Annotated in this window: 16 protein-coding genes and 2 pseudogenes; 15 read left to right on the top strand and 3 right to left on the bottom strand. The window is 49.7% G+C overall.

The genetic code is table 11. The annotated features are described in order from the left end of the window. Nucleotides 1-104: 104 nt before the first annotated feature. Both IPL71_RS05295 and IPL71_RS05290 read right to left on the bottom strand, forming a co-directional pair. Nucleotides 105-407 (bottom strand): hypothetical protein, encoded by a 303-nt coding sequence (locus IPL71_RS05295; protein ID WP_345319539.1) that lies wholly within the window; start codon nt 405-407, stop codon nt 105-107. Nucleotides 408-409: 2 nt separating this feature from the next. Beyond that, the gene (locus IPL71_RS05290) at nt 410-913 is read right to left on the bottom strand and encodes a DUF4405 domain-containing protein (RefSeq protein WP_345319537.1); all 504 of its coding nucleotides are present in this window, start codon (nt 911-913) and stop codon (nt 410-412) included. A 185-nt stretch (nt 914-1,098) separates the two neighbouring features. Between IPL71_RS05290 and IPL71_RS05285 the strand changes: the two genes are divergently transcribed. The 3 genes from IPL71_RS05285 (at nt 1,099) to IPL71_RS05275 (ending at nt 5,765) form a co-directional block, all read left to right on the top strand. Further along, nucleotides 1,099-4,959, top strand: a complete 3,861-nt coding sequence (locus IPL71_RS05285) for a PAS domain S-box protein (RefSeq protein WP_345319535.1) — start codon at nt 1,099-1,101, stop codon at nt 4,957-4,959. A 17-nt stretch (nt 4,960-4,976) separates the two neighbouring features. Continuing rightward, the gene (locus IPL71_RS05280) at nt 4,977-5,411 is read left to right on the top strand and encodes an ATP-binding protein (protein WP_345319533.1); all 435 of its coding nucleotides are present in this window, start codon (nt 4,977-4,979) and stop codon (nt 5,409-5,411) included. 96 nt (nt 5,412-5,507) lie between these two features. After that, nucleotides 5,508-5,765, top strand: coding sequence for a response regulator (locus IPL71_RS05275; protein WP_345319531.1), 258 nt, complete (start codon nt 5,508-5,510; stop codon nt 5,763-5,765). A 98-nt stretch (nt 5,766-5,863) separates the two neighbouring features. Here IPL71_RS05275 and IPL71_RS05270 read toward each other — a convergent pair whose 3' ends face one another. Beyond that, nucleotides 5,864-6,505 (bottom strand): IMPACT family protein, encoded by a 642-nt coding sequence (locus tag IPL71_RS05270; RefSeq protein ID WP_345319529.1) that lies wholly within the window; start codon nt 6,503-6,505, stop codon nt 5,864-5,866. 185 nt (nt 6,506-6,690) lie between these two features. Between IPL71_RS05270 and pgl the strand changes: the two genes are divergently transcribed. The 12 genes and pseudogenes from pgl (at nt 6,691) to IPL71_RS05205 (ending at nt 21,768) form a co-directional block, all read left to right on the top strand. Further along, nucleotides 6,691-7,422 (top strand): 6-phosphogluconolactonase, encoded by a 732-nt coding sequence (pgl, locus tag IPL71_RS05265; protein WP_345319527.1) that lies wholly within the window; start codon nt 6,691-6,693, stop codon nt 7,420-7,422. A 138-nt stretch (nt 7,423-7,560) separates the two neighbouring features. After that, a pseudogene (locus IPL71_RS05260) lies at nt 7,561-8,405 on the top strand (NADP(+)-dependent, decarboxylating phosphogluconate dehydrogenase); the annotation flags it as partial. Between the two features lie 12 nt (nt 8,406-8,417). Then, a pseudogene (zwf, locus tag IPL71_RS05255) lies at nt 8,418-9,892 on the top strand (glucose-6-phosphate dehydrogenase). 255 nt (nt 9,893-10,147) lie between these two features. Then, entirely contained in the window at nt 10,148-11,158 is a 1,011-nt protein-coding gene (locus IPL71_RS05245) for a LacI family DNA-binding transcriptional regulator (protein ID WP_345319524.1), read from the top strand. Nucleotides 11,159-11,170: 12 nt separating this feature from the next. After that, nucleotides 11,171-13,255, top strand: a complete 2,085-nt coding sequence (locus IPL71_RS05240) for an alpha-galactosidase (RefSeq protein ID WP_345319523.1) — start codon at nt 11,171-11,173, stop codon at nt 13,253-13,255. 269 nt (nt 13,256-13,524) lie between these two features. Further along, complete coding sequence (locus IPL71_RS05235; RefSeq protein ID WP_345319522.1) at nt 13,525-14,922, top strand: ABC transporter substrate-binding protein; 1,398 nt, start codon at nt 13,525-13,527, stop codon at nt 14,920-14,922. Between the two features lie 248 nt (nt 14,923-15,170). Continuing rightward, entirely contained in the window at nt 15,171-16,187 is a 1,017-nt protein-coding gene (locus tag IPL71_RS05230; RefSeq protein WP_345319520.1) for a carbohydrate ABC transporter permease, read from the top strand. After that, nucleotides 16,187-17,275, top strand: coding sequence for a carbohydrate ABC transporter permease (locus IPL71_RS05225; RefSeq protein ID WP_345319518.1), 1,089 nt, complete (start codon nt 16,187-16,189; stop codon nt 17,273-17,275). Before IPL71_RS05230 ends, IPL71_RS05225 begins: the two co-directional genes overlap by 1 nt. Nucleotides 17,276-17,284: 9 nt before the next feature. Further along, nucleotides 17,285-18,565, top strand: a complete 1,281-nt coding sequence (gene treS, locus IPL71_RS05220) for a maltose alpha-D-glucosyltransferase (protein ID WP_345319516.1) — start codon at nt 17,285-17,287, stop codon at nt 18,563-18,565. Next, entirely contained in the window at nt 18,562-18,921 is a 360-nt protein-coding gene (locus tag IPL71_RS05215; RefSeq protein WP_345319514.1) for an alpha-glucosidase C-terminal domain-containing protein, read from the top strand. The genes treS and IPL71_RS05215 overlap by 4 nt, the downstream gene beginning before the upstream one ends. Beyond that, nucleotides 18,911-19,825, top strand: coding sequence for an ROK family protein (locus IPL71_RS05210; RefSeq protein WP_345319512.1), 915 nt, complete (start codon nt 18,911-18,913; stop codon nt 19,823-19,825). Before IPL71_RS05215 ends, IPL71_RS05210 begins: the two co-directional genes overlap by 11 nt. 5 nt (nt 19,826-19,830) lie before the next feature. Further along, a complete protein-coding gene (locus IPL71_RS05205; protein ID WP_345319510.1) occupies nt 19,831-21,768 on the top strand; it encodes an amylosucrase in 1,938 nt (645 codons plus the stop codon). Nucleotides 21,769-21,806 lie beyond the last annotated feature (38 nt).

Below are 21,806 nucleotides of genomic sequence, written 5' to 3'. Positions count from 1 at the left end.
ATGGTAGGGAAATTACGGATAAATTGTGAAGATGTTGTAAAAAATCCCTTCTGAATTTTCGCTTCAGAAGGGATGGAAGATGGAGGCGGTGGATATTAAGCTTGTCAGGAGGAAATTACAGGGTTTTCTGTTGAAACCGAACCAGCTTTTTTAATCCACCGGGAGATATTCACATAAAGTGTCGCGATGACTGTGATAATCAGCAGGTTTTTTACTGCGTCAGCGGGGAATTGAATTCCGCCAGATTCACCGCCTTCATGACGTTCAAAACCTCCTTCAGAGTGTGGCCGCTCAGACATGGCTGTCTGGTCTGTGCCAGAGGAACTGGCGGTCACTGCTCCGTAGAATAATCCGCCGACCAGAATTGCGACAACAAGAATTACCAGTACTTTGAAGATCATTTTCATGATTATGCATCCTTTCTGTGCATGGACAATACAGGGGCGGAGATGACAGGAGCGGCAGCGCGGGGAACAAGCATCCGCTTAAGCATGTTCGTGATCCAACTCCAATGAGTGGCAATGTGCAGGCCCATTAAGATCATGGTGATATTGGTGGAAAGTTCATGCAGTTGTTTCCAGGACATGTTCTCGGGCAGGGAAATTCCAAAGAATGGCACCACAGTCTTGGAGATCATCAGCCCTGAGAGCATGATCATGATGCCACTGGCGAACAGGCCCCAGTTAAGAATGTAGTTGAAACGTTGACCCTTCGCAACTTTCGCAAACAGACGAGCCGTGATCTGCACGATCCAGTTCCAGTTCAATAGCAGGTGGACGATGATTGCGCCGCCCAGTGCGAGTGAAAGCCACTCGTGAATGGCATCTCCGGTGAAGTGGGGTGCGCTTGCGATCAATAGGGCAACGAAGGTGCCGAGATCAAGAAAGAGTTTGGTTAAGTTTTGTTTTGACATGTTGTTCTCCTTTATTTATGTAACTAACTTTTAATATTCTATGATCCGGGGGGACGAAACAGGTGGAAGGAATGCGAAAGAAATATGAAGAACTTGTAAAAATAAATGTCACAATTTGACAACCATTTACAGGAAATGAATAAGGTAAAATCATTCAATAAAAGCAGCCAGACCAAGGAATTCCGATGCAACTTCAATTTTTTATCTATTTGATCCCACTTCTATTATCTCCGGTCATTTCCATTTTGATCGGCATTCAAGTATGGAAACATCGGCGTCAATCTGCACCGGGCGCGATGTGGCTTGGCCTGCTGATATTTTCCACGGTCTGGTGGGGAATTTGTTACCTGCTTCAAATTACCGCCGGCACGAACATGGATGCCCAGATATTCTGGAACACGGCAAGACAAATAGGATCAAATTTTGTAACGCCTTATCTGTTTCTTTTTGCCCTTGAATACACCGGCCACAAGAAATGGGTGACCCGCTCTTTGTTGTGGGGGCTCTTTGGCTTATCCATCATCATTACCCTGTTCACATTTACAAACGAATTACATCATCTATACTGGCCCACCTACGAACTTGTCCAAAGCGGACCATTTTTGGTGTTGGTCTTTACACGCAGTGTGATCAATCTGATCTATGTTTCCTTTAGCTATCTCCTGATTCTGGCAGCCACAGTTCTGCTGCTTCAGTGGACATACGCCAACTATCAAAACATGTATCGCAGGCAAATTGCAGCATTCGTTATCGCCATCTTCGCGCCGCTGATAAGTAATATTCTGTTCTTTACAGGAAGCGTGCTGATCGATCTGACTCCCTTTGCCTTTACTGTCACCACCCTTGGCTTTTCTTTTGCCCTGTTCCAATATCGTATGCTGGATATCAGTCCCGTTGCGCGCGAGTTGATCGTTGAAGAAATGAGCGACGGCGTGATCGTGCTGAACGAACAGAATCACGTTGTAGATATCAATCCGACAGCCCGGAAGCTGACCGGGATAAACGCAAAAGAAGCGATCGGCCGGGATATCAGAGAGAACTTCAAGTCCTGGCCCGATATTTTTAATCACCAGAAAACAGTTCACGACGAGGTTATATTTGGGGAAGGCAGCCAAAAAAAATGGATCGAGCTGGGGGTATCTCCGCTATACAACAAGCGAAAAAATTTCATCGGACGTCTGCTCCTGCTGCGTGATATTACAAAGACCAAGGTACAGGAACTGGCCCTGCGGGAAAGTGAAGAAAAATACCGCCGCATCTATGAAAACCTTGAAGATGTACTTTACGAGACCGATTATCACGGCACGCTTACCAGCGTAAGCCCATCCATTGAAAAACAAACCGGATATACACAAAAGGAAATCATTGGGCTTAACGTTGTTGAGTTCTATGCCTTCCCTGAGGATTATGAAGCCCTGGTAACTGCGATCGTCGAAAAAGGTTTTGTCAACGACTTCGAAGTACGCCTGAAAAAGAAGGATGGAAGCAACCTCTTTGTCTCGGTCACAGCCGGCGCATTTTTCGATGCGAGCGGACGTCCGGTCGGCACGGAAGGCAGTATGCGTAACATCACCGAACGCAAACTGGCCGAAAAGAAATTACGTGAAAGCCAGTCACGCTATCGCGACATATTCGACGGCGTGCAGGAAGCCATTTTCGTGGAAAGTGAATCAGGAGAAGTACTGGATGTTAATCAGGCTGCCTGTGAAATGTATGGCTACACCTATGATGAATTCTTAACCAAAACCGTACGAGATCTGGTCCCGGCAGATATGGCTCTCATATTACCGGGCACAGGAACACTAAGCAGTTCCATACGGGAAACCATCGAAACGCTAAATCAGCGCGCCAACGGGGAAGTCTTTCAAGTTGAGGTCAGCGGACAAACCCAGAGCATAGGTGAAAAAGTGGTGAGATTGGTCATCGTACGCGATCTCTCCAGAAGCAAACAGGCCGAAGAGCAGCTCCACATGCAACGCGTGGCGCTGGAATCCGCAGACAACGCGATCGTGATCTCGGACTTTAATGGCCGGATCGAATGGACAAACCCCGCCTTCACCCGTCTTACTGGGTACACACTACAGGAAGCAGTCGGTCAAACTACCAATCTATTAAAATCAGGAAAACACGACAAAGCCTTTTATCAAAATCTATGGCATACCGTTAATAGCGGACAAGTATGGCAGGGCGAGATCACCAACCGCCGCAAAGATGGGAGTCTGTATATCGAAGAGCAGACCATTGCCCCGGTCACAGATGAAGCGGGGAAAATACTGCGCTTTATCGCGATCAAGCAGGATGTCACTGAACAGCGCATTGCACGTGAGCAACTCGAAAAACAAAATGACTATCTTTCTGTTTTGCATCAGATCACACTCGACCTATTAAATCGCCGCAATCCTGCCGACCTGTTTCAAGCCATCGTGGACCGTGCCGCAGACCTGCTTGATGCACCCTACGCAGAGTTTGACCTGATCGAAGGCGAAGAATTGGTCGTATCCTCCACCACACAGAATCAATCCAATCTGATCGGTGAACGCTCCACCCGTGAGCAATCAAAGCTTTCATGGCAGGCACATGATACAGGTGAGCCTGTTGTCTTGGATGACTATGGAGCATGGTCAGGGCGGCGTACTGAAGTGGCTTCGTACACTGGTTTATCCGCCACAGCCGATTTCCCTGTGCTGGTAAACAACCAATGCGTTGCCATTCTGGCCGTAGGCAGAACCAAACCAGATCACACATTTACCGCCGAAGAGATCCAAACCGGAATTCTTTTCTCGCGCATGTTGGGACTGGTGCTTGATAATGTCAACCTGTACGATTCTGCTTTAACTGAAATTTCCGAACGTAAACGCACCGAGGAAAAACTTAATTTCAATCTTCAGCAGCAAAAAAGCCTTAGCTCCCTGTTGGAACTTGGATTGAAAGATATCTCACTTGATAATTTATTGCCGTCCATTCTGGATGAAATCCTATCCCTTTCCTGGATGACACTCACCCCCAAAGGCGGAATCTTCCTGGTGGAAGATCAACCCAATGTGTTGGTATTAAAAGCACATAAAAACCTTGCTTCTCCTCTGCATACCCTGTGCGCGAACGTTAAATTTGGACAGTGTCTGTGCGGGCAGGCTGCCGCCACACACCAGATCCAATTTTCAGATTGTGTCGACGAAAAACACGAGATCACATATCAAGGCATGGAAGACCACGGCCACTATAATATTCCGATCATGTCGGGCAATAAAGTGTTAGGCGTCATCGTGCTTTATCTGCCTCACGGACATCAAAAATCAGAAGATGAAGAATTATTCCTGCACACAGTGGCAGATGTGATCGCAGGAATTATCGGACGCAAACACGCCGAAACACTCCTGCTGGAAAGCGAAGTCCGCTTTAGACAGATCGTGGAAAGCGCCAGCGATCTTATCTACCGCGCCGATATGGAAGGCCGGTTCACATACTTCAACCCAACCGCCATGAAACTCTTCGGCTTCACTGAAGAGTCGCAGGTCATTGGCAGACATTTTCTCGAATTGGCCGCACCCGCTTCACATGACGAATTAATCCGTGTGTATAAAGAACAGGTTGCTGAACACAAGCAAACCACCTATCATGAGTTTATCGCCAAGACCGCCAGCGGACAGGAAATCTGGCTCGGTCAAAACGTGCAGCTCATCATAGAGAACGGTCAACCCCTCGGCGTTCAAGCCGTGGCGCGTGATATTACAAAACTAAAACAGGCATACGAAGCGCTCTTCATCGCCAGAGATCAGGCTTTGGAAGCCAGTCAATTAAAAAGCCAGCTGCTTGCAAGAGTCAGTCACGAACTTCGCACTCCATTGGGCGGTGTGATCGGCTACGCTGAATTATTACATCACGATACATTCGGCAAACTCACAGACGAACAAAAAAATGCGACCCAACAGATCATGGCCAGCACACAATATCTGACCAGCATCATTAACGACCTGCTGGATGAAGCCCAGATCGAAACCAGGTCTGTTGTATTGAAGCGCGAAAAATTTTCCCCGCAGAAATATTAAAAAAGGTTGAGACCACCATGTCCGTCCTCGCGAAGAACAAGGGACTAATATTAACTACCACTCTCTTCCCTGACATGCCCGAAACACTCACCGGAGACATGCAGCGCCTGCAACAGATCATGATCAATCTTGTCGGCAACGCCATTAAATTCACAGCCAAAGGTGAAATACATCTTAGCCTTCGCCGCCCCATCCCCGAACAATGGGTGATCCAGGTCTCAGATACCGGAGTGGGCATTCCAGCAGAAGCACAATCCTACATCTTTGACGCCTTCCGCCAGATCGATAACTCCATCACACGCGAGAATCGCGGCTCGGGGCTCGGGCTTTCCATCACCAAACAACTGGTAGAATTAATGGGCGGCGAAATCAACCTACAGAGCGAAGTGGGGAAGGGAAGCACCTTTGCCATCACTCTGCCCATCCAACACAATACGGAGAATAAAAAATGAGCAAACCCACTGCGTTGATCGTGGAAGATGATCCTCAACTTAACAACATCTTCTCTCTTTCATTAAAAAACACTTTCGAGATCACAACCTGCATGGATGGCAGCGAAGCTCTGCGTCAGCTTGAAAACCATGGTGCCCGCCATCGTCATCCTCGACCTCAACCTGCCCGGCGCATCAGGCACAGAAATTCTCAATTACATCCGCGCCAACTCACAATTTGAAAAGACCCGCGTCATCCTCGCCACCGCCGATGAACGCAGCGCCAATGAACTCGAACACAAAGCTGATCTCGTTTTACTAAAACCCATCAGCCCGATCCAACTCGGAACGCTCGCATCACGCTTTGTTTCTTAATCGAAATTCCAACGCTCAAACATTTCCCCCGCCTCAACACGCCGCACCCTTAACTGATAACGGGTGCGGCGATATTTATATTTTCTCCCCGAAAAATATCACACCGCAACTGGCACGATCATCTCTTTCGTCTCAATGATCTCCGCCTGAATCTTCCCCGCAGACAGTTCCCTTAAATCCGACTGGAACAGATCAAACACATCCACAGGGAAGCGGACGGTCAGCGTAATATCGCCGGCGAAATCTTCACCTAATATCCCGCCGTTTCTGCGTGCCGTTATCAAACGTACCCGCTCCAACAAATTATAGGGGATCGCCAACAGCGCCACATGCACAGAGACTCGCTCTCCGCGCCCCACAGCATGGACCACCAACTGCGCCGACTCTGTATAGGCTTTCACCAATCCCCCCGTTCCCAGCAATGTACCGCCAAAATAACGCGTGATGACCAGCACCGCATCGCCCAATCCGCTGCCGCGCAAAACCGCCAGCGCCGGCTTGCCCGAAGTGCCTGAAGGCTCACCATCATCAGAGAAATATTCTGTTACCGTATTTCCGCCGCCGATGATATACACCGGCACGTTGTGCGAAGCATCTGCAAATTCCTTGCGAATCCGCGCCATAAATGCGCGCGCCTCATCAATATTAAATGCCGGTGCAAGCGTGGCAATAAAACGCGAGTTCATCACCATCAACTCGCGCCGAATCTCTTCAAGGGGAACTACATAAGGTCTGGTCATAAACGAATTGTAACAAGAAGTTAATTAACTGATGTTACCCAGTAAACAATCCCGTAGGGATGGCACGATATAAATTGTGGCGCAGAATCCCCAAACCCGAAGGGCCACCCCTTCGGGTCTGAGGATAAACTGACCTTACGCAAAAAAATTTGGATTTCATCAAATCTTTATGTTACACTTTTTGAATGGAACCGAAAATACAAATTTACAAAGACCTTCCGGCGTTAAGCATCGCCGCCGCGCAATTATTTATCGACTCAGCCGCGCAAGCCATCGCCGCCCGTGGACGTTTCCTCACGGCTCTTTCAGGCGGAGGCACACCGAAGCCTTTGTATGAACTACTTGCCAGCCCGCCCTATCGCGACCAGATCGAGTGGAGCAAGGTCCATGCTTTTTGGGGAGATGAACGCTGCGTGCCAAAAGATGACCCGGGCAATAATTATTTTCAGGCCAAACAGGCACTGTTCGATCATGTGCCGCTGCCGCTGGAAAATATTCATCGTGTGGCATCAGAATTGGAACCGGAAGATGCGGCGAATGATTATGCAGGCGTATTAAATACTTTTGCTGAAGCGCCCTTCGCATGGCCGCGCTTTGACTTTGTATTACTCGGCATGGGCGATGACGGACATACCGCTTCATTATTCCCCGGCTCCCCAGTGGACGAGACAGTGCCAGTGATCGCTGTCACCGCAAATTATCAAGACCGCCCCGCGCGGCGCGTTTCGTTAACTCCGCTTGTACTCAACGCAGCGAGACGTACAGCCTTTATGTTAATCGGACAAAGTAAGTCTGAGACACTTGCCAACATCATAAATGGGGTATATCATCCCCAACGGTTGCCAGCACAACGCATTCGCCCGACAGATGGAGAAATTTTCTGGCTGGTAGATGAAGCAGCAGCAAGTAAATTGTAAATTCACGCTACACATTGAAATCAGATGTAAATAAGCGGAGGAAACTCCGCTATCAACTTAAAGGAGCAATAGAGAATGGAACTCGCAATCATCGGTTTGGGAAAAATGGGATTAAACATGGCTACACGCTTGGTGCGCGGCGGTCATCGCGTGGTTGGTTTTGCGCGCAGTGTTGAAACAGTAAAGGAAGCGGTCGCGCTCGGCGCAGAAGGCGCAAGCTCATTGGAAGATGCCGTCAGCAAGTTAAATGCGCCGCGCATCGTGTGGGTCATGGTTCCATCAGGACAGGCCACAGACGACACGATCAACAAACTGGAAGGGTTATTACAAAAAGGCGACATTGTGATTGACGGCGGCAATTCAATTACAAGGATTCTGTCCGCCATGCGGCGCAGCTTGAAGCCCAGGGAATTGACTTTGTAGATTGCGGCACCAGCGGCGGCATCTGGGGTCTCAGCGAAGGATACAGCCTGATGATCGGCGGACAGGTTGAGGCGGTGGAAAAGATGCGTCCCATTTTTGAGACGCTTGCCCCTGCGGCAGATAAAGGCTGGGGACGAGTCGGTCCGCATGGCGCAGGCCATTTCACAAAAATGATCCACAACGGAATCGAATACGGCATGATGCAGGCTTTTGCCGAAGGCTTCAGCATTTTGAAGGCCAAGGAAGAATTTGGTCTTGATCTCGCGCAGATCTCCGAGGTCTGGCAGCACGGCAGCGTGGTACGTTCATGGCTGCTTGATCTGGCGGCCAATGCGTTGAAGGAAGATGCCAAACTCGAAGACATCAAACCCTGGGTCGCGGATTCCGGCGAAGGCCGCTGGACCGTGTTTGAATCAATTGACCTGGACGTTCCCGCCCCGATCATCACACTCGCTTTGCAAATGCGCTTTGCCAGCCGCGACGAAGAGAATTTCTCGGCGCGCATGCTTTCAGCGCTGCGCAATCAATTTGGCGGGCACGCGATCAAGAAGGCGGAGTAATCAGCAGGCGACATGAATAAAGACCTCCCCGTTTCAGTTCTCATCTTCGGCGCATCAGGTGACCTTACCCAGCGTAAGCTCATTCCATCTTTGTTGAATTTATCGCGTAAGGGCCGTTTGCCCAAAGCCTTTTCAATTGTGGGCTTTGGCGCCACCGCGTTTACAGATGAACAATTCAGAAATCACTTGCAGGATGGAGCCAAACAATTCGCCGGATTCAAATTCACGCCGGAGGAATGGGCGACATTCGCGCCTCATCTTTTCTATCAGCAGGGACGTTACGACCAGACAGCGGATTTTCAAAAGCTGGCGGATCGTCTCTCTGAACTGGAAGCGGGTACGGCCAACCGGTTATATTACATGGCCATTCCGCCGACTCTCTTTCCGAACATCATCGAACAGCTTGGTGCAACAGAACAGATCCACGAGAACGGCGGATGGCGGCGCGTGGTGTTGGAGAAACCCTTCGGCACAGATCTGGCTTCGGCACAGAAATTAAATCATCAAGTTCACAAGGGACTGAACGAAGATCAGATCTATCGCATCGATCATTATCTTGGCAAAGAAACCGTGCAGAATATTTTGTTCACACGTTTTGCCAATACCATCTTTGAACCGCTCTGGAACCGCAACTACATTGACCATGTGCAGATCACCGTGGCCGAAAAAGTTGGCCTTGAGCATCGCGCCGGATATTACGACAGCGTAGGCGTACTGCGTGACATGTTCCAGAATCACCTGTTGCAATTGTTGATGCTGGTCGCCATGGAACCGCCCGCCTCTTTCAAAGCCTCTTCATTGCGCAATGAAAAAGTAAAAGTATTAAGCGCCATCCAACCGATCACCGGTTCGGCTGTGGCAGAGCACACAGTCCGCGCGCAATACAAAGGCTATCTTAACGAAGCCGAGGTCAAGCCGGATTCGATCACACCTACGTACGCGGCGCTGCGGCTGTATGTCAATAACTGGCGCTGGCAGGGTGTGCCCTTCTATTTGCGCTCCGGTAAAAATTTAGCCGAGAAACATTCGCAGATCATTATCAGTTTCAAGGAACCACCGCTGGCAATGTTCCCGATGGCGCCGGGACATAAAACCGCATCCAATATGCTGGTGCTGTATCTACAGCCCGATGAAGGATTCATCTGCGCTTCGAGGCCAAGGCGCCTGACACGGTTTCAGACACCCGCTCAGTGGACATGGAATTTAATTACGCTGAAGCCTTTGGTCAGACCGCGATTCCTGAATCCTATGAACGCCTGCTGCTTGATGCCTTACAAGGTGACGCATCACTCTTCACCCGCGCCGACGAAGTGGAAACCGCCTGGGGATTAATCGATCCGATCCTGCAAGCCTGGGAAGCCAACCTCGCTCCGCCTTTGGCCTATTACAAACCCGGCACCTGGGGACCGGCCGAAGCCAACACCATGCTGGCCCGTGATGGCCGCAAGTGGATGCACGAAGAAGCCCGTCACATGTTGGAGAGTTAAACAAACAAATCGAATTGGTGGATAATATAGCCAGTAAACATCCTTGCCGTGTCATAGGTAAAGGTGCCTACTGGCTATATTTTTTCGGCCTAATATGTTTATCAGAAGTGCATCAATCTAAATTTGCGGATAAAGAAAAATCGTGAAGTTCGCGTTAAAATTGTTCAACCCTGGAACTGCCTTATTTTTTCCACAGCGCCAGATTGACGCTTCACAACTTAATATGCTACACTGAAAGTGCTTTCACCCAAAACCATGCCTCCCAAAAAAAAATCCCCTACCATTTACGATGTAGCCCAGTTATCCGGGGTTAGTATTTCAACGATTTCGCGCGTTTTGAATGCGCCCGATAAAGTAAACTCCGAAACGCAAAAACGCGTCATGGATGCCATTGACCAACTTGGATTTATTCCAAGAGCAGAAGCCCGCGCCCGCGCCATGCAGAACACAGGCCGCATCGGTGTTCTCACCCCCTTCTTCACGGCACCTTCCTTTGTGCAAAGACTTAGAGGAGTTGCTTCTGCTTTATCAAAAGAAAATTATGAACTGCTGATCTATCCGGTCAGATCATTGGACCAATTGCAAGGGTATATTTCCTCCATCCCCTTAATGAGAAACATCGACGGATTGATCATTATGTCGTTGTCGATTGGAGATCAGGATGCGCAGCGTTTGTCCATCAACGGCATGGAAACAGTCCTGATCGAATACTCACACCCGCAGTTAAACAGCATCACAATTGACGATCAACACGGCGGCAAACTGGCCGCAGAGCATCTGATCAACAAAGGACATAAGTCCTTTGGATTTTTGGGTGACATTGAACCTCCGGAAAGACTTGCGATCCACCCTGTTCAATCACGCTTAACAGGGTTTACGCAAACACTGCAAGAAGCAGGATTATCTTTATCCAAAACGTATATCCGTTCGGCTCCTTATACCCAAAAAGAATCAAGACAAGCGGCGCTTGAATTGCTCAGTCTGCCCAAACCGCCAACTGCCATCTTTGCCGCCTCAGATACTCAGGCGTTAAGTATTATGAAAGTTGCGCGTCAATTAAATATTAAAGTCCCCGATGACCTCGCTGTTGTCGGCTTTGATGATATTGATGTGGCAGAACACGTTGACCTGACAACCATCCGCCAGCATTTGGATGAGTCTGGAAAACTTGCCACCGAGATATTGCTCGCACGCGTCGAAGACCCATCGCGTCCGCCGCAACATATCAATCTTCCGCTTAATCTGATCGAACGACAAACCACATAAAAGGAAAATCCCATGCCCATTCATTCATCACCCACTGGCTGGGTTCTTGAAACGCGCAACACCGCCTACGCCATCGGCATCAACGAAGTCGGTCTGCTCACGCATCGTTACTGGGGAGCGCGCCTGCCTTTTGTGGATGATTATCCCGCGCCGTTCAAGACCACGAATTTTGCCTCCACCGATGGGCCTCATCATTTTGTCCCCGAAGAATATCCCGGCTATGCGGGCACCAAATATATTGACCCATGTCTGAAGGTCATTTTTGCGGATGAAGTTCGGGATGTGGTTTTAGTCTACGAAGATTTCAAAGTCACCGCCTCTTCCTCACCGACGCTTGATCTGCGGTTAAAGGACAGTTTCTACCCGTTACATGTCACACTCCACTATCGCATTCACGAAGAATATGATCTGATCGAACGCTGGGTCACACTCGAAAACCTTGGCGATGATCCCATCCTCGTGGAGCGGGTCTTCTCTGCAAAATTAACTCTGCCCCCCGGCGCAGATTATTCCCTGACTCACATGTACGGCAGTTGGAGCAACGAATTCCAAATGCAGCGTGAAGCGCTCACGCCGGGCTTGAAGGTCATCGAAAGCCGAAGCATCATCTCAAGCCACCGCGCCAACCCGTGGTTTGCGGTTGACCGCAACGCCAGCGAAGAGAACGGCGAAGTCTGGTTCGGCACATTGGCATGGAGCGGCAATCACAAGATCACCGCCGAAGTGACCGAGTTCGCATCCACCCGCATCAGCATCGGACTCAACGATTGGGACTTCGCCTGGAAGTTAATGCCGAAGCAGCCTTTCGTCACGCCTGCTTCCATTTCTGGCTATACCCAAAGTGGATTCGGTGCCGCAAGCCGCATCTTCCATGATTATGTGCGTGATGAGATCATCCCGCATGGAAAAGTTCTGCACAAGATTCTCTACAACTCATGGGAAGCAACTCTCTTCAGCGTGGATGAAGCCTCGCAATCGAAGCTGGCAGAGATCGCCGCTCAAATGGGCGTGGAATTATTCGTCATGGACGATGGCTGGTTTCATGGCCGCAACTGGGATAACGCCGGTCTTGGTGATTGGTGGCCCGATGAAATTAAATTCCCCAACGGACTCACTGGACTGATTCAAAACGTCAACGCCCTCGGCATGGACTTTGGTTTGTGGGTCGAACCTGAAATGGTCAACCCTGATAGCGATCTCTATCGCGCGCATCCTGATTGGGTCATCCACTTCCCCACCCGTGTGCGCACCGAAAGCCGCAATCAACTTATCCTCAACATGGCGCGGACGGATGTACAGGAATACATCCTCAGCGTGTTGGATAAATTACTTGCCGATCACAATATCGCCTTTATCAAATGGGATATGAATCGCGGAGTCAGCGAGCCAGGTTGGGCAGATGCGCCCGGTGACCAGCGTGAACTTTGGGTGCGTTATGTGCAAGGTGTGTATCACGTGTGGGGAACATTGCGAGAGCGTCATCCCAATGTCATTTGGCAAAGCTGTGCCAGCGGCGGCGGACGCGCCGATTTTGGCATCCTCCAATTTGCAGATCAAATTTGGACGAGTGACAATACCGAAGCCACTTCACGCTTACGCATTCAGGAAGGCTATTCTCAATTTTTGCCAGCCAACACAATGGAAGCCTGGGTCACAGATTGGGGCAAGGATACTGTTCCATTGGAATTCCGTTTTCACGTCAGTATGTGCGGATCACTTGGAGTGGGAGGAAATCTCCTTGAGTGGGATCAGGCCGATCGCGAGTCTGCGGCGAATTGCATCCGCTTGTATAAAGACATTCGGCAGGTCATCCAATTTGGCGACCAGTTCCGCTTGATCTCATCCCAAAAGAATAATTTTTCAGCGGTGCAATATCTTAGCAAGGATAAGGCCGAAGGTGTGTTGTTCGTTTTCCGCACGCATATCCCTGAGCGGTTTAATATCCCAACGATCTATCTGCGCGGATTGGAACCTGATGCGCTTTACACAGTGGAAGGATTCGATCAACCGCGCTCCGGCAAGGCATGGATGGAAGCCGGGCTGACCGTGGAGTTGAAAAACCTGCAAAGCAAGGTACTGCGGATTTCGCACACATAACTTGATGATGGGACTCCGTTATAAGTTGGGGGTGGAATTTTTTAGATAGATAAAAGAGACATAATGGATTTTAAGAATCGTATTGACTCTTGGCGGAGTTATGCTATACTAATTATGAAAGTGCTTTCATAAAAATGCTTTCAATTTTCAAATCAATCAAAGCAGACTTCTTTTTTTCAGGAGGTACCTTCCAAAAATTGACAATCCCCAACCACAACATTTCCAATAACGTCTATTTAATTCTTTAATATATTCTCAAGGAGAGAAGAATGAAAAAAGTACTCTGGCAAACATTTGCCTTGTTGATTGTCGCTTCCATGATGTTGACTGCTTGCGGAACTTCCGCCCCTGTTGCTACTGAAGCACCCGCCGCCACCGAAGCTCCTGCAATGACCGAAGCACCGGCCGCAACTGACGCACCTGCCGCGACCGGCACTTTCCTCGAACGTGCTTATGCTGGTGAATTCTCCGGGACTGTTGTAACAGCTACCGGTCCGTTCGTTGATGCGGATGCCCAGAAATTCGATGCCACCATGGCCTCCTTTGAAGAAGCCACCGGTATCGACATCCAATATCAGGGCTCCAAGGAATTTGAAGCTTCCATCAAGGCATCCATTGATGCCGGCAACGCCGCTGACGTGATCGACTTCCCCCAGCCTGGTTTGCTTGGCACATTTGCCGCACAAGGCAAGATCGTTGACATCAGCCAGTATCTCGATATGGAAGCTGTTGCTGCCAACTACAACCAATCCTGGTTGGATATGGCCACCATGGAAGGCCCCGAAGGCCCGATCATGGCCGGCGTTTGGGAACGTGTGAACGGCAAGTCCCTCGTTTGGTATCCCAAGAAAGCATGGGACGAAGCTGGTTATGCGATCCCCACCACTTGGGAAGAAATGATCACTCTCATGGACCAGATGGTTGCTGATGGTTCCACCCCGTGGTGTGTCGGTATCGAATCCGGCGCCGCCACTGGCTGGGCTGCCACCGACTGGATGGAAGAGATCATGCTCCGCACCACCTCTCTCGAAAATTACGATGCCTGGGTTAAGGGTGAACTTCCCTTCAGCTCACCTGAAGTAAAGAACGCCGCTGAAGTTATGGCCACAATCTGGGACGACCAATATGTATACGGCGGACGCGCCAGCATTGTTGAAACAAGCTTCGGTGATGCCCCATTGCCCATGTTCGATGCTGACGGCCCCAAATGCTGGATGCACAAACAGGGTAACTTCATCACCTCCTTCTTCCCTGAAGGTACTGTTGGCGGTGAAGATTACAGCTTCTTCTACTTCCCTGGAAAAGACGAAGCCTATGGCAAACCTGTTCTCGTCGCTGGTGACATCTGGGCTGCAACAAATGACCGCCCCGAAGTTATGGCAGTCATGGAATACTTCACCAAGGGTGAACACCTCAAGGTGTGGATGGAACAAGGCGGCGCGATCGCTCCTCACAAGGATGCTGACTTCTCCTGGTATGGCAACGACATCGAACGTGGTGTTGCTGAGATCATTCAGAACGCCACCTCCGTCCGCTTCGATGGTTCCGACCTCATGCCGGGCGCCGTTGGCTCTGGCTCCTTCTGGTCCGAAATGACCAACTATATTTCAGGCGCTACAGACCTCGATACTGCACTCTCAAACATCGACGCCTCCTGGCCCAAATAAGACCATAAAGTAATAAACGGGTCGGCTTGCAAACGTGAGCCGACCCGTACTTAAATAACCACTCATTGATACAATAGCAATTATTCACTCCCCATACTCGCCGCACAAATTATAGTAATGAAAGGATCGGTGACAAATCCCATGGCTTCAACTACACCCAACAGTACACAGCCTGGTTCGTCAAGCAGCAGATTCACCGCAAGCATACTGGCTATCATCCCCCTGGCCATATCACTTGCTGCTTTGGTATGGGGTTTTTCTTTTTACGTGATATTCAACTGGCAAAAGATTCCAATATTCCCCAGGTTGTTACAGTGCTCCTGGCAATTGTTTGGGGCGTAGGCGGTGTCGTTCTTCTTTTTACCACAGCCAATTTTTTCATCGAACAACTTTCAGACAAATGGATCCGCCGCCTCCAACCCGTACTTTTTGTTGGTCCTGCGATCCTGATGCTGATCTGGGCCCTGGTTTTGCCTACCATCCGCACACTGATTCTGAGTTTCTATGACGAAGCCAGTGTCAATTTTGTGTGGTTTGAAAATTTTAAATATGTCTTCACCAATGACGGAATGTTGATCGTCTTCCGCAATAATCTAATGTGGATGATCTTCGGCACACTGTTTACGGTCACCACCGGTCTGTTGATCGCCGTACTTGCAGACAGAAGTAAATTCGAATCGGTTGCCAAGGCATTGATCTTCATGCCGATGGCAATTTCATTCGTAGGCGCAGGTGTGATCTGGAATTTTGTATATTCCGTCAAACCCGTGGATGCGTCACAGATCGGCCTGCTCAATTCCCTGGTTGTGTTCTTTGGCGGCCAGCCACAAGCGTGGACAGCCTTCTTCCAACCCTGGAATAACTTCTTCCTGATCATCATTGTCATCTGGCTGCAAACGGGTTACGCCATGGTGCTATTCTCTGCGGCTATCAAAGGCGTTTCATCCGAAATCCTTGAAGCCGCCCGCGTAGACGGCGCGACTGAACTCCAGGTGTTCTTCCGTATTATGATCCCGCAAATTATGGGGACGATCATCACAGTCTCCACCACCATCATTATCTTTACCTTGAAAATATTTGACGTGGTCATCGTCATGACCGGCGGCCAATACGGCACCAGCGTCATCGCGACCGAGTTCTACCGTCAGTACTTTACCTATAACAATAACGGTGTTGGTTCCGCAATCGCCATTGTGCTATTGATCGCGGTTACCCCCGTCATGGCCTACAATTTGCGTCAGTTCGCGCAAAGGGAGGTGTTCTAATGAAAACAAATAAAATGATCAACAGTTTCATCATTAATGGTGTGCTGGCAATCATCTGCCTATGTTGGACAGTCCCTACCATCGGCCTGCTCATCTCGTCCTTCCGCGACCGCATCGACATCAACCGCACAGGCTGGTGGACGGTTTTCCCGCACAAGGATTGGGTCTCCGTTGAAAAGATCAAGCCGGGTCCCGAAGTGGACCGTAATCAGCCCATGACCTTCGAAGGCATTACCGCCACATTTGAAGAACTCAGCAAAGGCATTGAAACCAACGACCTGCGTATCAAGTGGATCGGCAATCGCCGCGTTGGGTATCTGGATGTCCAGAAATATGGCTGGACAACAGCCACGAATTTCTCGTTGGAAAATTACAAACAGGTACTCGCTGGCGATGACTACACCGCCACACTCGCAGATGGCTCCACCGTCACCGAGCGCGGCGACAACATGACCAGCGCCTTCCTGAATAGTCTTGCTGTGGCAATTCCTGCCACGGTCATCCCGATCTCATTGGCAGCCTTCGCCGCCTACGGCTTCGCATGGATGAAATTCCCGGCGCGCAAAATGCTCTTTGCATTGGTAGTAGCTTTACTCGTTGTACCGTTACAGATCGCGTTGGTTCCGATTCTGCGTGATTATGTCCGCCTTGACCTGAACGGAACATTTCTCGCGGTCTGGTTGGCGCATACGGGTTTTGGTCTGCCATTGGCAACCTACCTGCTCTTCAACTACATGAGCGAATTACCACGTGATATTTTGGAAGCCGCATTTGTAGATGGCGCTTCACACTTCACGATCTTCACAAAGTTAATTCTGCCGTTATCCGTCCCTGCGCTGGCTTCCTTCGCGATCTTCCAATTCCTTTGGGTCTGGAATGATTACCTTGTGGCATTGATCTTCATCGGCGCATCGCCCACAAATCAATTGCTCACCCAAAGGCTGGCAGAGATCGTCGGTTCACGCGGACAGGACTGGCACTTGCTCACCGCAGGCGCATTCATCACCATGCTTCTGCCGCTCGCTGTATTCTTCGGTCTGCAACGCTTCTTTGTAAGAGGGTTACTAGCAGGCTCAGTCAAAGGTTAAAGGAGACAAGTGGACTGGGCAGCCAGTCCACTTTTTATTTACAACACAATGAACAATCAACTCTGGTACAAAGACGCAGTCTTCTATCAAATATCGGTGCGCGCCTTCAAAGACAGCAACGGTGATGGTCACGGCGACCTGCGCGGATTAACTGAAAAGATCGATTACATAAAAAACCTCGGCGTGGATTGTATTTGGATCATGCCCATCTACCCCTCCCCTTTACGTGACGACGGCTATGACATCGCGGATTATTACAACGTGTCGGATGAGTACGGCAAGCTGGATGATCTCAAAGGCTTGATCGCCGCCGCCCACGAGCGCGGAATCCGCATCATCATGGACCTGGTCCTGAATCACACATCTGACGCACATCCCTGGTTCCAGGCATCCCGCTCCGACAAAAACTCGCCGTATCGTGATTACTACGTATGGAGTGACACAGACAAAAAATACGAAGGGGTACGCATCATCTTTGGCGATATTGAAAAATCAAACTGGGCCTGGGACGAAAAGACACAGCAATATTACTGGCATCGTTTTTTCTCTTCGCAACCAGACCTGAATTTTGACAACCCCGCCGTGCAGGATGAAATGCTGAATGTCGTGCGCTTTTGGCTCACACTCGGCATCGACGGCTTCCGCGTTGACGCGCCCACCTATCTCTTCGAAAGAGACGGCACCAACTGCGAAAGTCTGCCTGAAACCCATGCCTACCTGAAACGTATCCGCCACTTGATCGATGGTGAATTTCCAGAAGCCATCATGCTTGCAGAAAGCAATCAGTGGCCGAAGGAGCTTAGTCAATACTTCAGCAGCGGCGATGAATTTCATATGGCGTTTCACTTTCCGCTCATGCCGCGTATCTTTCTTTCCATTGCACAAAACAACGCCACACCCATTATTGAGATATTAAAAGATACGCCCTCCATTCCCGATAATTGTCAGTGGGCCACCTTCCTGCGCAACCATGATGAACTCAGCCTCGAAATGGTAACAGACGAAGAACGCAAATTAATGTGGCGTGAATTTGCACCCGAGCCGCACATGATCCACAATCTCGGCATCCGCCGCAGACTGGCGCCCATCCTCAACAATGACCGCAGCAAGATCGAGTTAGTCAACTCATTATTGTTCACATTGCCTGGCTCCCCCATCATTTATTACGGCGACGAGATCGGTATGGGAGATAATCTCAACCTGTCAGATCGAAATGGAGTCCGCACCCCCATGCAATGGAATTCTTCACCCAGTGCAGGCTTTACAAAGGCGAACCATTTACCGAATTGATTCAGGGCCAGTACGGTTTTCAGCATGTCAACACAGAGTCACAGCTTGCAGATCCTGATTCGCTTTATCGTGCCATTCGCCGTATGATTCACATCCGCAAGGAACATCATGCTTTCGGGCGCGGTTCGATTCAATTTATTGAATCAAACGACCCGGGAGTTCTTGCCTATCTGCGCGAGCATGGTGAAGAAAAGATACTTCTGATTCATAATCTTGCTAATTCCAGCAGATCTTTTACCCTTCCAGCAGAATATCAAGGCGGGTATATTAATTTATTAACCAACGAAATGCAGCACATTCAAAGCATAACATTGAACCCATACTCGTATCACTGGATGAAAAAACATGCCCACTAACTCACACCCCTTGTTCGGCGGAATCGAAGGCGGCGGCACAAAATTTGTGTGCGCTGTCGGCACAGGCCCAAACGACATCCGCGCTGAAGTACGTTTCCCGACCACAACCCCGGAAGAGACAATGTCTCAGGCCGTGGAATTTTTCAAGCAGCAGGAAGAAAATTTTGGCAAACTCGCCTCGATCGGATTCGCCTGCTTCGGCCCACTCGACCCGCATCCTGATTCGCCCACCTATGGGTATATCCTCCCGACCCCAAAACCCGGCTGGACAAATGCAAATGTAGTCGGCATGGTGCGTTCCGCATTTGACATTCCCATCGCGTTCGATACAGATGTCAACGGCGCAGCGTTGGGTGAATGGAAATGGGGTAAAGGACAGGGGCTGAATACTTTCATTTACCTCACCATTGGCACCGGCATCGGCGGCGGCGTATTCGTGGAAGGAAAACTACTGCATGGTTTATTACACCCCGAATTGGGACACATTCCTCTGCCGCACGACAGAACAAAAGACCCATTCGATGGCGTCTGCCCGTTTCATGGTGATTGCTTCGAAGGCCTCGCCACAGGTGTATCCATTGAAAAACGCTGGGGACAACGCAGCGCAACACTTCCACCTGAACACCCCGCCTGGGATTTGGAAGTTGAATATATTTCACACGCCCTCACAGCGTATTCATACACCCTCTCCCCGCAACGCATCATCCTTGGCGGCGGCGTCGGGCAGTTACCGCACATGTTGCCGCGCATTCAACAGCGCACACAGCAGCTCATTAATGGCTACATTAAATCTCCAGCCATTCTTGAAAATATCGAAACCTACATCGTCAACCCCGGGCTCGGGAATCTCTCCGGTGTACTGGGTGCAATCGCATTAGGCAGACAAGCCCTGTCTAAAAATTAAACATTATGCCTGAACGTGAATCGCAAAAAACACTCAAACGTCTTCTTCCGCGTCTGGAGGAAAAACTAAAAGAACAAATTTCAAAAGACCCGCAAGGCTGGCAGACCTTTTCAACGCGCCTGCAAAGCAACTTCCCGCAACTCTTCAAGTTGTATTTCAATATTTATCATGAACAATATGATTTCTTTTTTCATCTTGAAGATTTGCTCATCAGCCTCGCGTCGGCCTGGTTTGCAAGAGCCAGTGACCTGCGTCAGCTTGATCTGCACCGCGAAACAAATCCGCATTGGTTTCAATCGAACCAAATGCTGGGCGGAGTCTGCTATGTGGATCTCTTTGCCGAAAATCTCGAAGGCGTGAAATCCAAAATTCCATATTTCAAGGAACTCGGCCTCACCTATCTGCATCTCATGCCGCTCTTCAAAGCGCCCGCAGGCGAGAACGATGGAGGCTACGCAGTCAGCAGCTATCGTGAAGTCCACCCGCCGCTTGGCACGATGGATCAACTCGCCTCGCTTGCGCATGAATTTCGTCAGGCAGGAATCAGCCTGGTCGTCGATCTGGTTTTCAATCACACGGCGGATGAACATCTCTGGGCCGAACAGGCGAAAGCCGGCGACGAAGATTTCATGGACTTCTACCGCATCTTCCCTAACCGACAATTGCCCGACCAATACGAGCAGAATCTCAGGGAGATATTCCCTGAAGAACACACTGGAGCATTCACCTACTTTCCAAACCTGTTCAAAGAAGGCGGCTGGGTTTGGACAACCTTTCACTCCTATCAATGGGATTTAAACTACGCCAATCCCGCTGTCTTCAACCGCATGGCTGAAGAAATGCTCTTTCTCGCCAATCAAGGCGTGGAAGTATTACGCCTCGATGCAGTTGCATTTATCTGGAAACAACTCGGCACAGACTGCGAAAACCTTCCAGAAGCGCATACTTTAATACAAGCCTTTAATGCGGTTGCCCGCATCGCAGCACCCGCATTGATATTTAAATCAGAAGCCATCGTACACCCGGATGATGTGGTGAAATATATTTCACCTGCCGAATGTCAGGTATCCTATAATCCCCTGCTGATGGCATTGCTCTGGAATTCCCTCGCCACCCGCAAAACGAATCTATTATCACAGGCACTCGCCACACGTTTCAAAATTCATCCTGACACAGCCTGGGTCAATTATGTGCGCGTTCACGATGATATTGGCTGGACCTTCTCCGATGAAGATGCCGCCCTGCTTGGCGTGAATGGCAACGATCACCGCCGCTTCCTGAATGAATTCTATCGCGGCAGATTTAATGGCAGCTTTTCACGCGGACTTCCCTTTCAGGAAAATCCATTGACTGGTGATTGCCGTATCAGCGGCACCTGTGCCTCACTGGCAGGTTTGGAAAAAGCCTTGCACGAAGAAGGCCCAAATGAAGTGGAACTTGCCATTCGCCGCATTCTATTGATTTATGGCATCGCCTTAACCGTCGGTGGGATTCCGCTGATCTACCTTGGCGATGAAGTAGGCACACTGAATGACTACACTTATCGTGACGACCCCGCACATGAAAGAGACAGCCGCTGGGTACATCGTCCACGGGCTGATTGGGAGAAGTATGCAAAACGAAATGACGCGAACACCATTGAAGGCAGAGTCTTTCAAGGGTTGAAACTGCTGATCGAATTGCGAAAACAGCATTCGGCTTTTGCGGGAAGCGAGTTGGAAATCATCCCAACTGAGAATGAACACGTCCTCGGCTTCGTGCGGATTCACGCCGGCAAACGCGCGGTGATCTTTGCTAACTTTTCAGAGCAGACTCAAACCATCCCAGCGCGAATAATGGAACAATATTCCATTCACAGCAAAAAACATCTGCACGGAAACACCAGGGTTTCACCTCGAACCAACGCAGTGATTGACGCACTTGATTTTCTCGTATTTGGATAGAAATTAAAAAGTATCGTTTCCAAAACATCGGAAACGAT

The organism is Candidatus Villigracilis proximus (assembly GCF_016717045.1).
GTDB classification, from domain to species: Bacteria; Chloroflexota; Anaerolineae; order Anaerolineales; family Villigracilaceae; genus Villigracilis; species Villigracilis proximus.
This window is presented reverse-complemented; position numbering and strand designations above follow the sequence as displayed.

What these genes read in the sequence shown, in the direction of transcription:
- pgl (WP_345319527.1), top strand. Translation starts at nt 6,691, where the DNA reads ATGGAACCGAAAATACAAATTTACAAAGACCTTCCGGCGTTAAGCATC.
- IPL71_RS05225 (WP_345319518.1), top strand. Translation starts at nt 16,187, where the DNA reads ATGAAAACAAATAAAATGATCAACAGTTTCATCATTAATGGTGTGCTG.
- IPL71_RS05240 (WP_345319523.1), top strand. Translation starts at nt 11,171, where the DNA reads ATGCCCATTCATTCATCACCCACTGGCTGGGTTCTTGAAACGCGCAAC.
- IPL71_RS05210 (WP_345319512.1), top strand. Translation starts at nt 18,911, where the DNA reads ATGCCCACTAACTCACACCCCTTGTTCGGCGGAATCGAAGGCGGCGGC.
- IPL71_RS05295 (WP_345319539.1), bottom strand. Translation starts at nt 407, where the DNA reads ATGAAAATGATCTTCAAAGTACTGGTAATTCTTGTTGTCGCAATTCTG.
- IPL71_RS05235 (WP_345319522.1), top strand. Translation starts at nt 13,525, where the DNA reads ATGAAAAAAGTACTCTGGCAAACATTTGCCTTGTTGATTGTCGCTTCC.
- IPL71_RS05275 (WP_345319531.1), top strand. Translation starts at nt 5,508, where the DNA reads ATGGCAGCGAAGCTCTGCGTCAGCTTGAAAACCATGGTGCCCGCCATC.
- IPL71_RS05285 (WP_345319535.1), top strand. Translation starts at nt 1,099, where the DNA reads ATGCAACTTCAATTTTTTATCTATTTGATCCCACTTCTATTATCTCCG.
- IPL71_RS05270 (WP_345319529.1), bottom strand. Translation starts at nt 6,505, where the DNA reads ATGACCAGACCTTATGTAGTTCCCCTTGAAGAGATTCGGCGCGAGTTG.
- IPL71_RS05205 (WP_345319510.1), top strand. Translation starts at nt 19,831, where the DNA reads ATGCCTGAACGTGAATCGCAAAAAACACTCAAACGTCTTCTTCCGCGT.
- IPL71_RS05290 (WP_345319537.1), bottom strand. Translation starts at nt 913, where the DNA reads ATGTCAAAACAAAACTTAACCAAACTCTTTCTTGATCTCGGCACCTTC.
- IPL71_RS05230 (WP_345319520.1), top strand. Translation starts at nt 15,171, where the DNA reads ATGGGGTTTTTCTTTTTACGTGATATTCAACTGGCAAAAGATTCCAAT.
- IPL71_RS05280 (WP_345319533.1), top strand. Translation starts at nt 4,977, where the DNA reads ATGTCCGTCCTCGCGAAGAACAAGGGACTAATATTAACTACCACTCTC.
- IPL71_RS05245 (WP_345319524.1), top strand. Translation starts at nt 10,148, where the DNA reads ATGCCTCCCAAAAAAAAATCCCCTACCATTTACGATGTAGCCCAGTTA.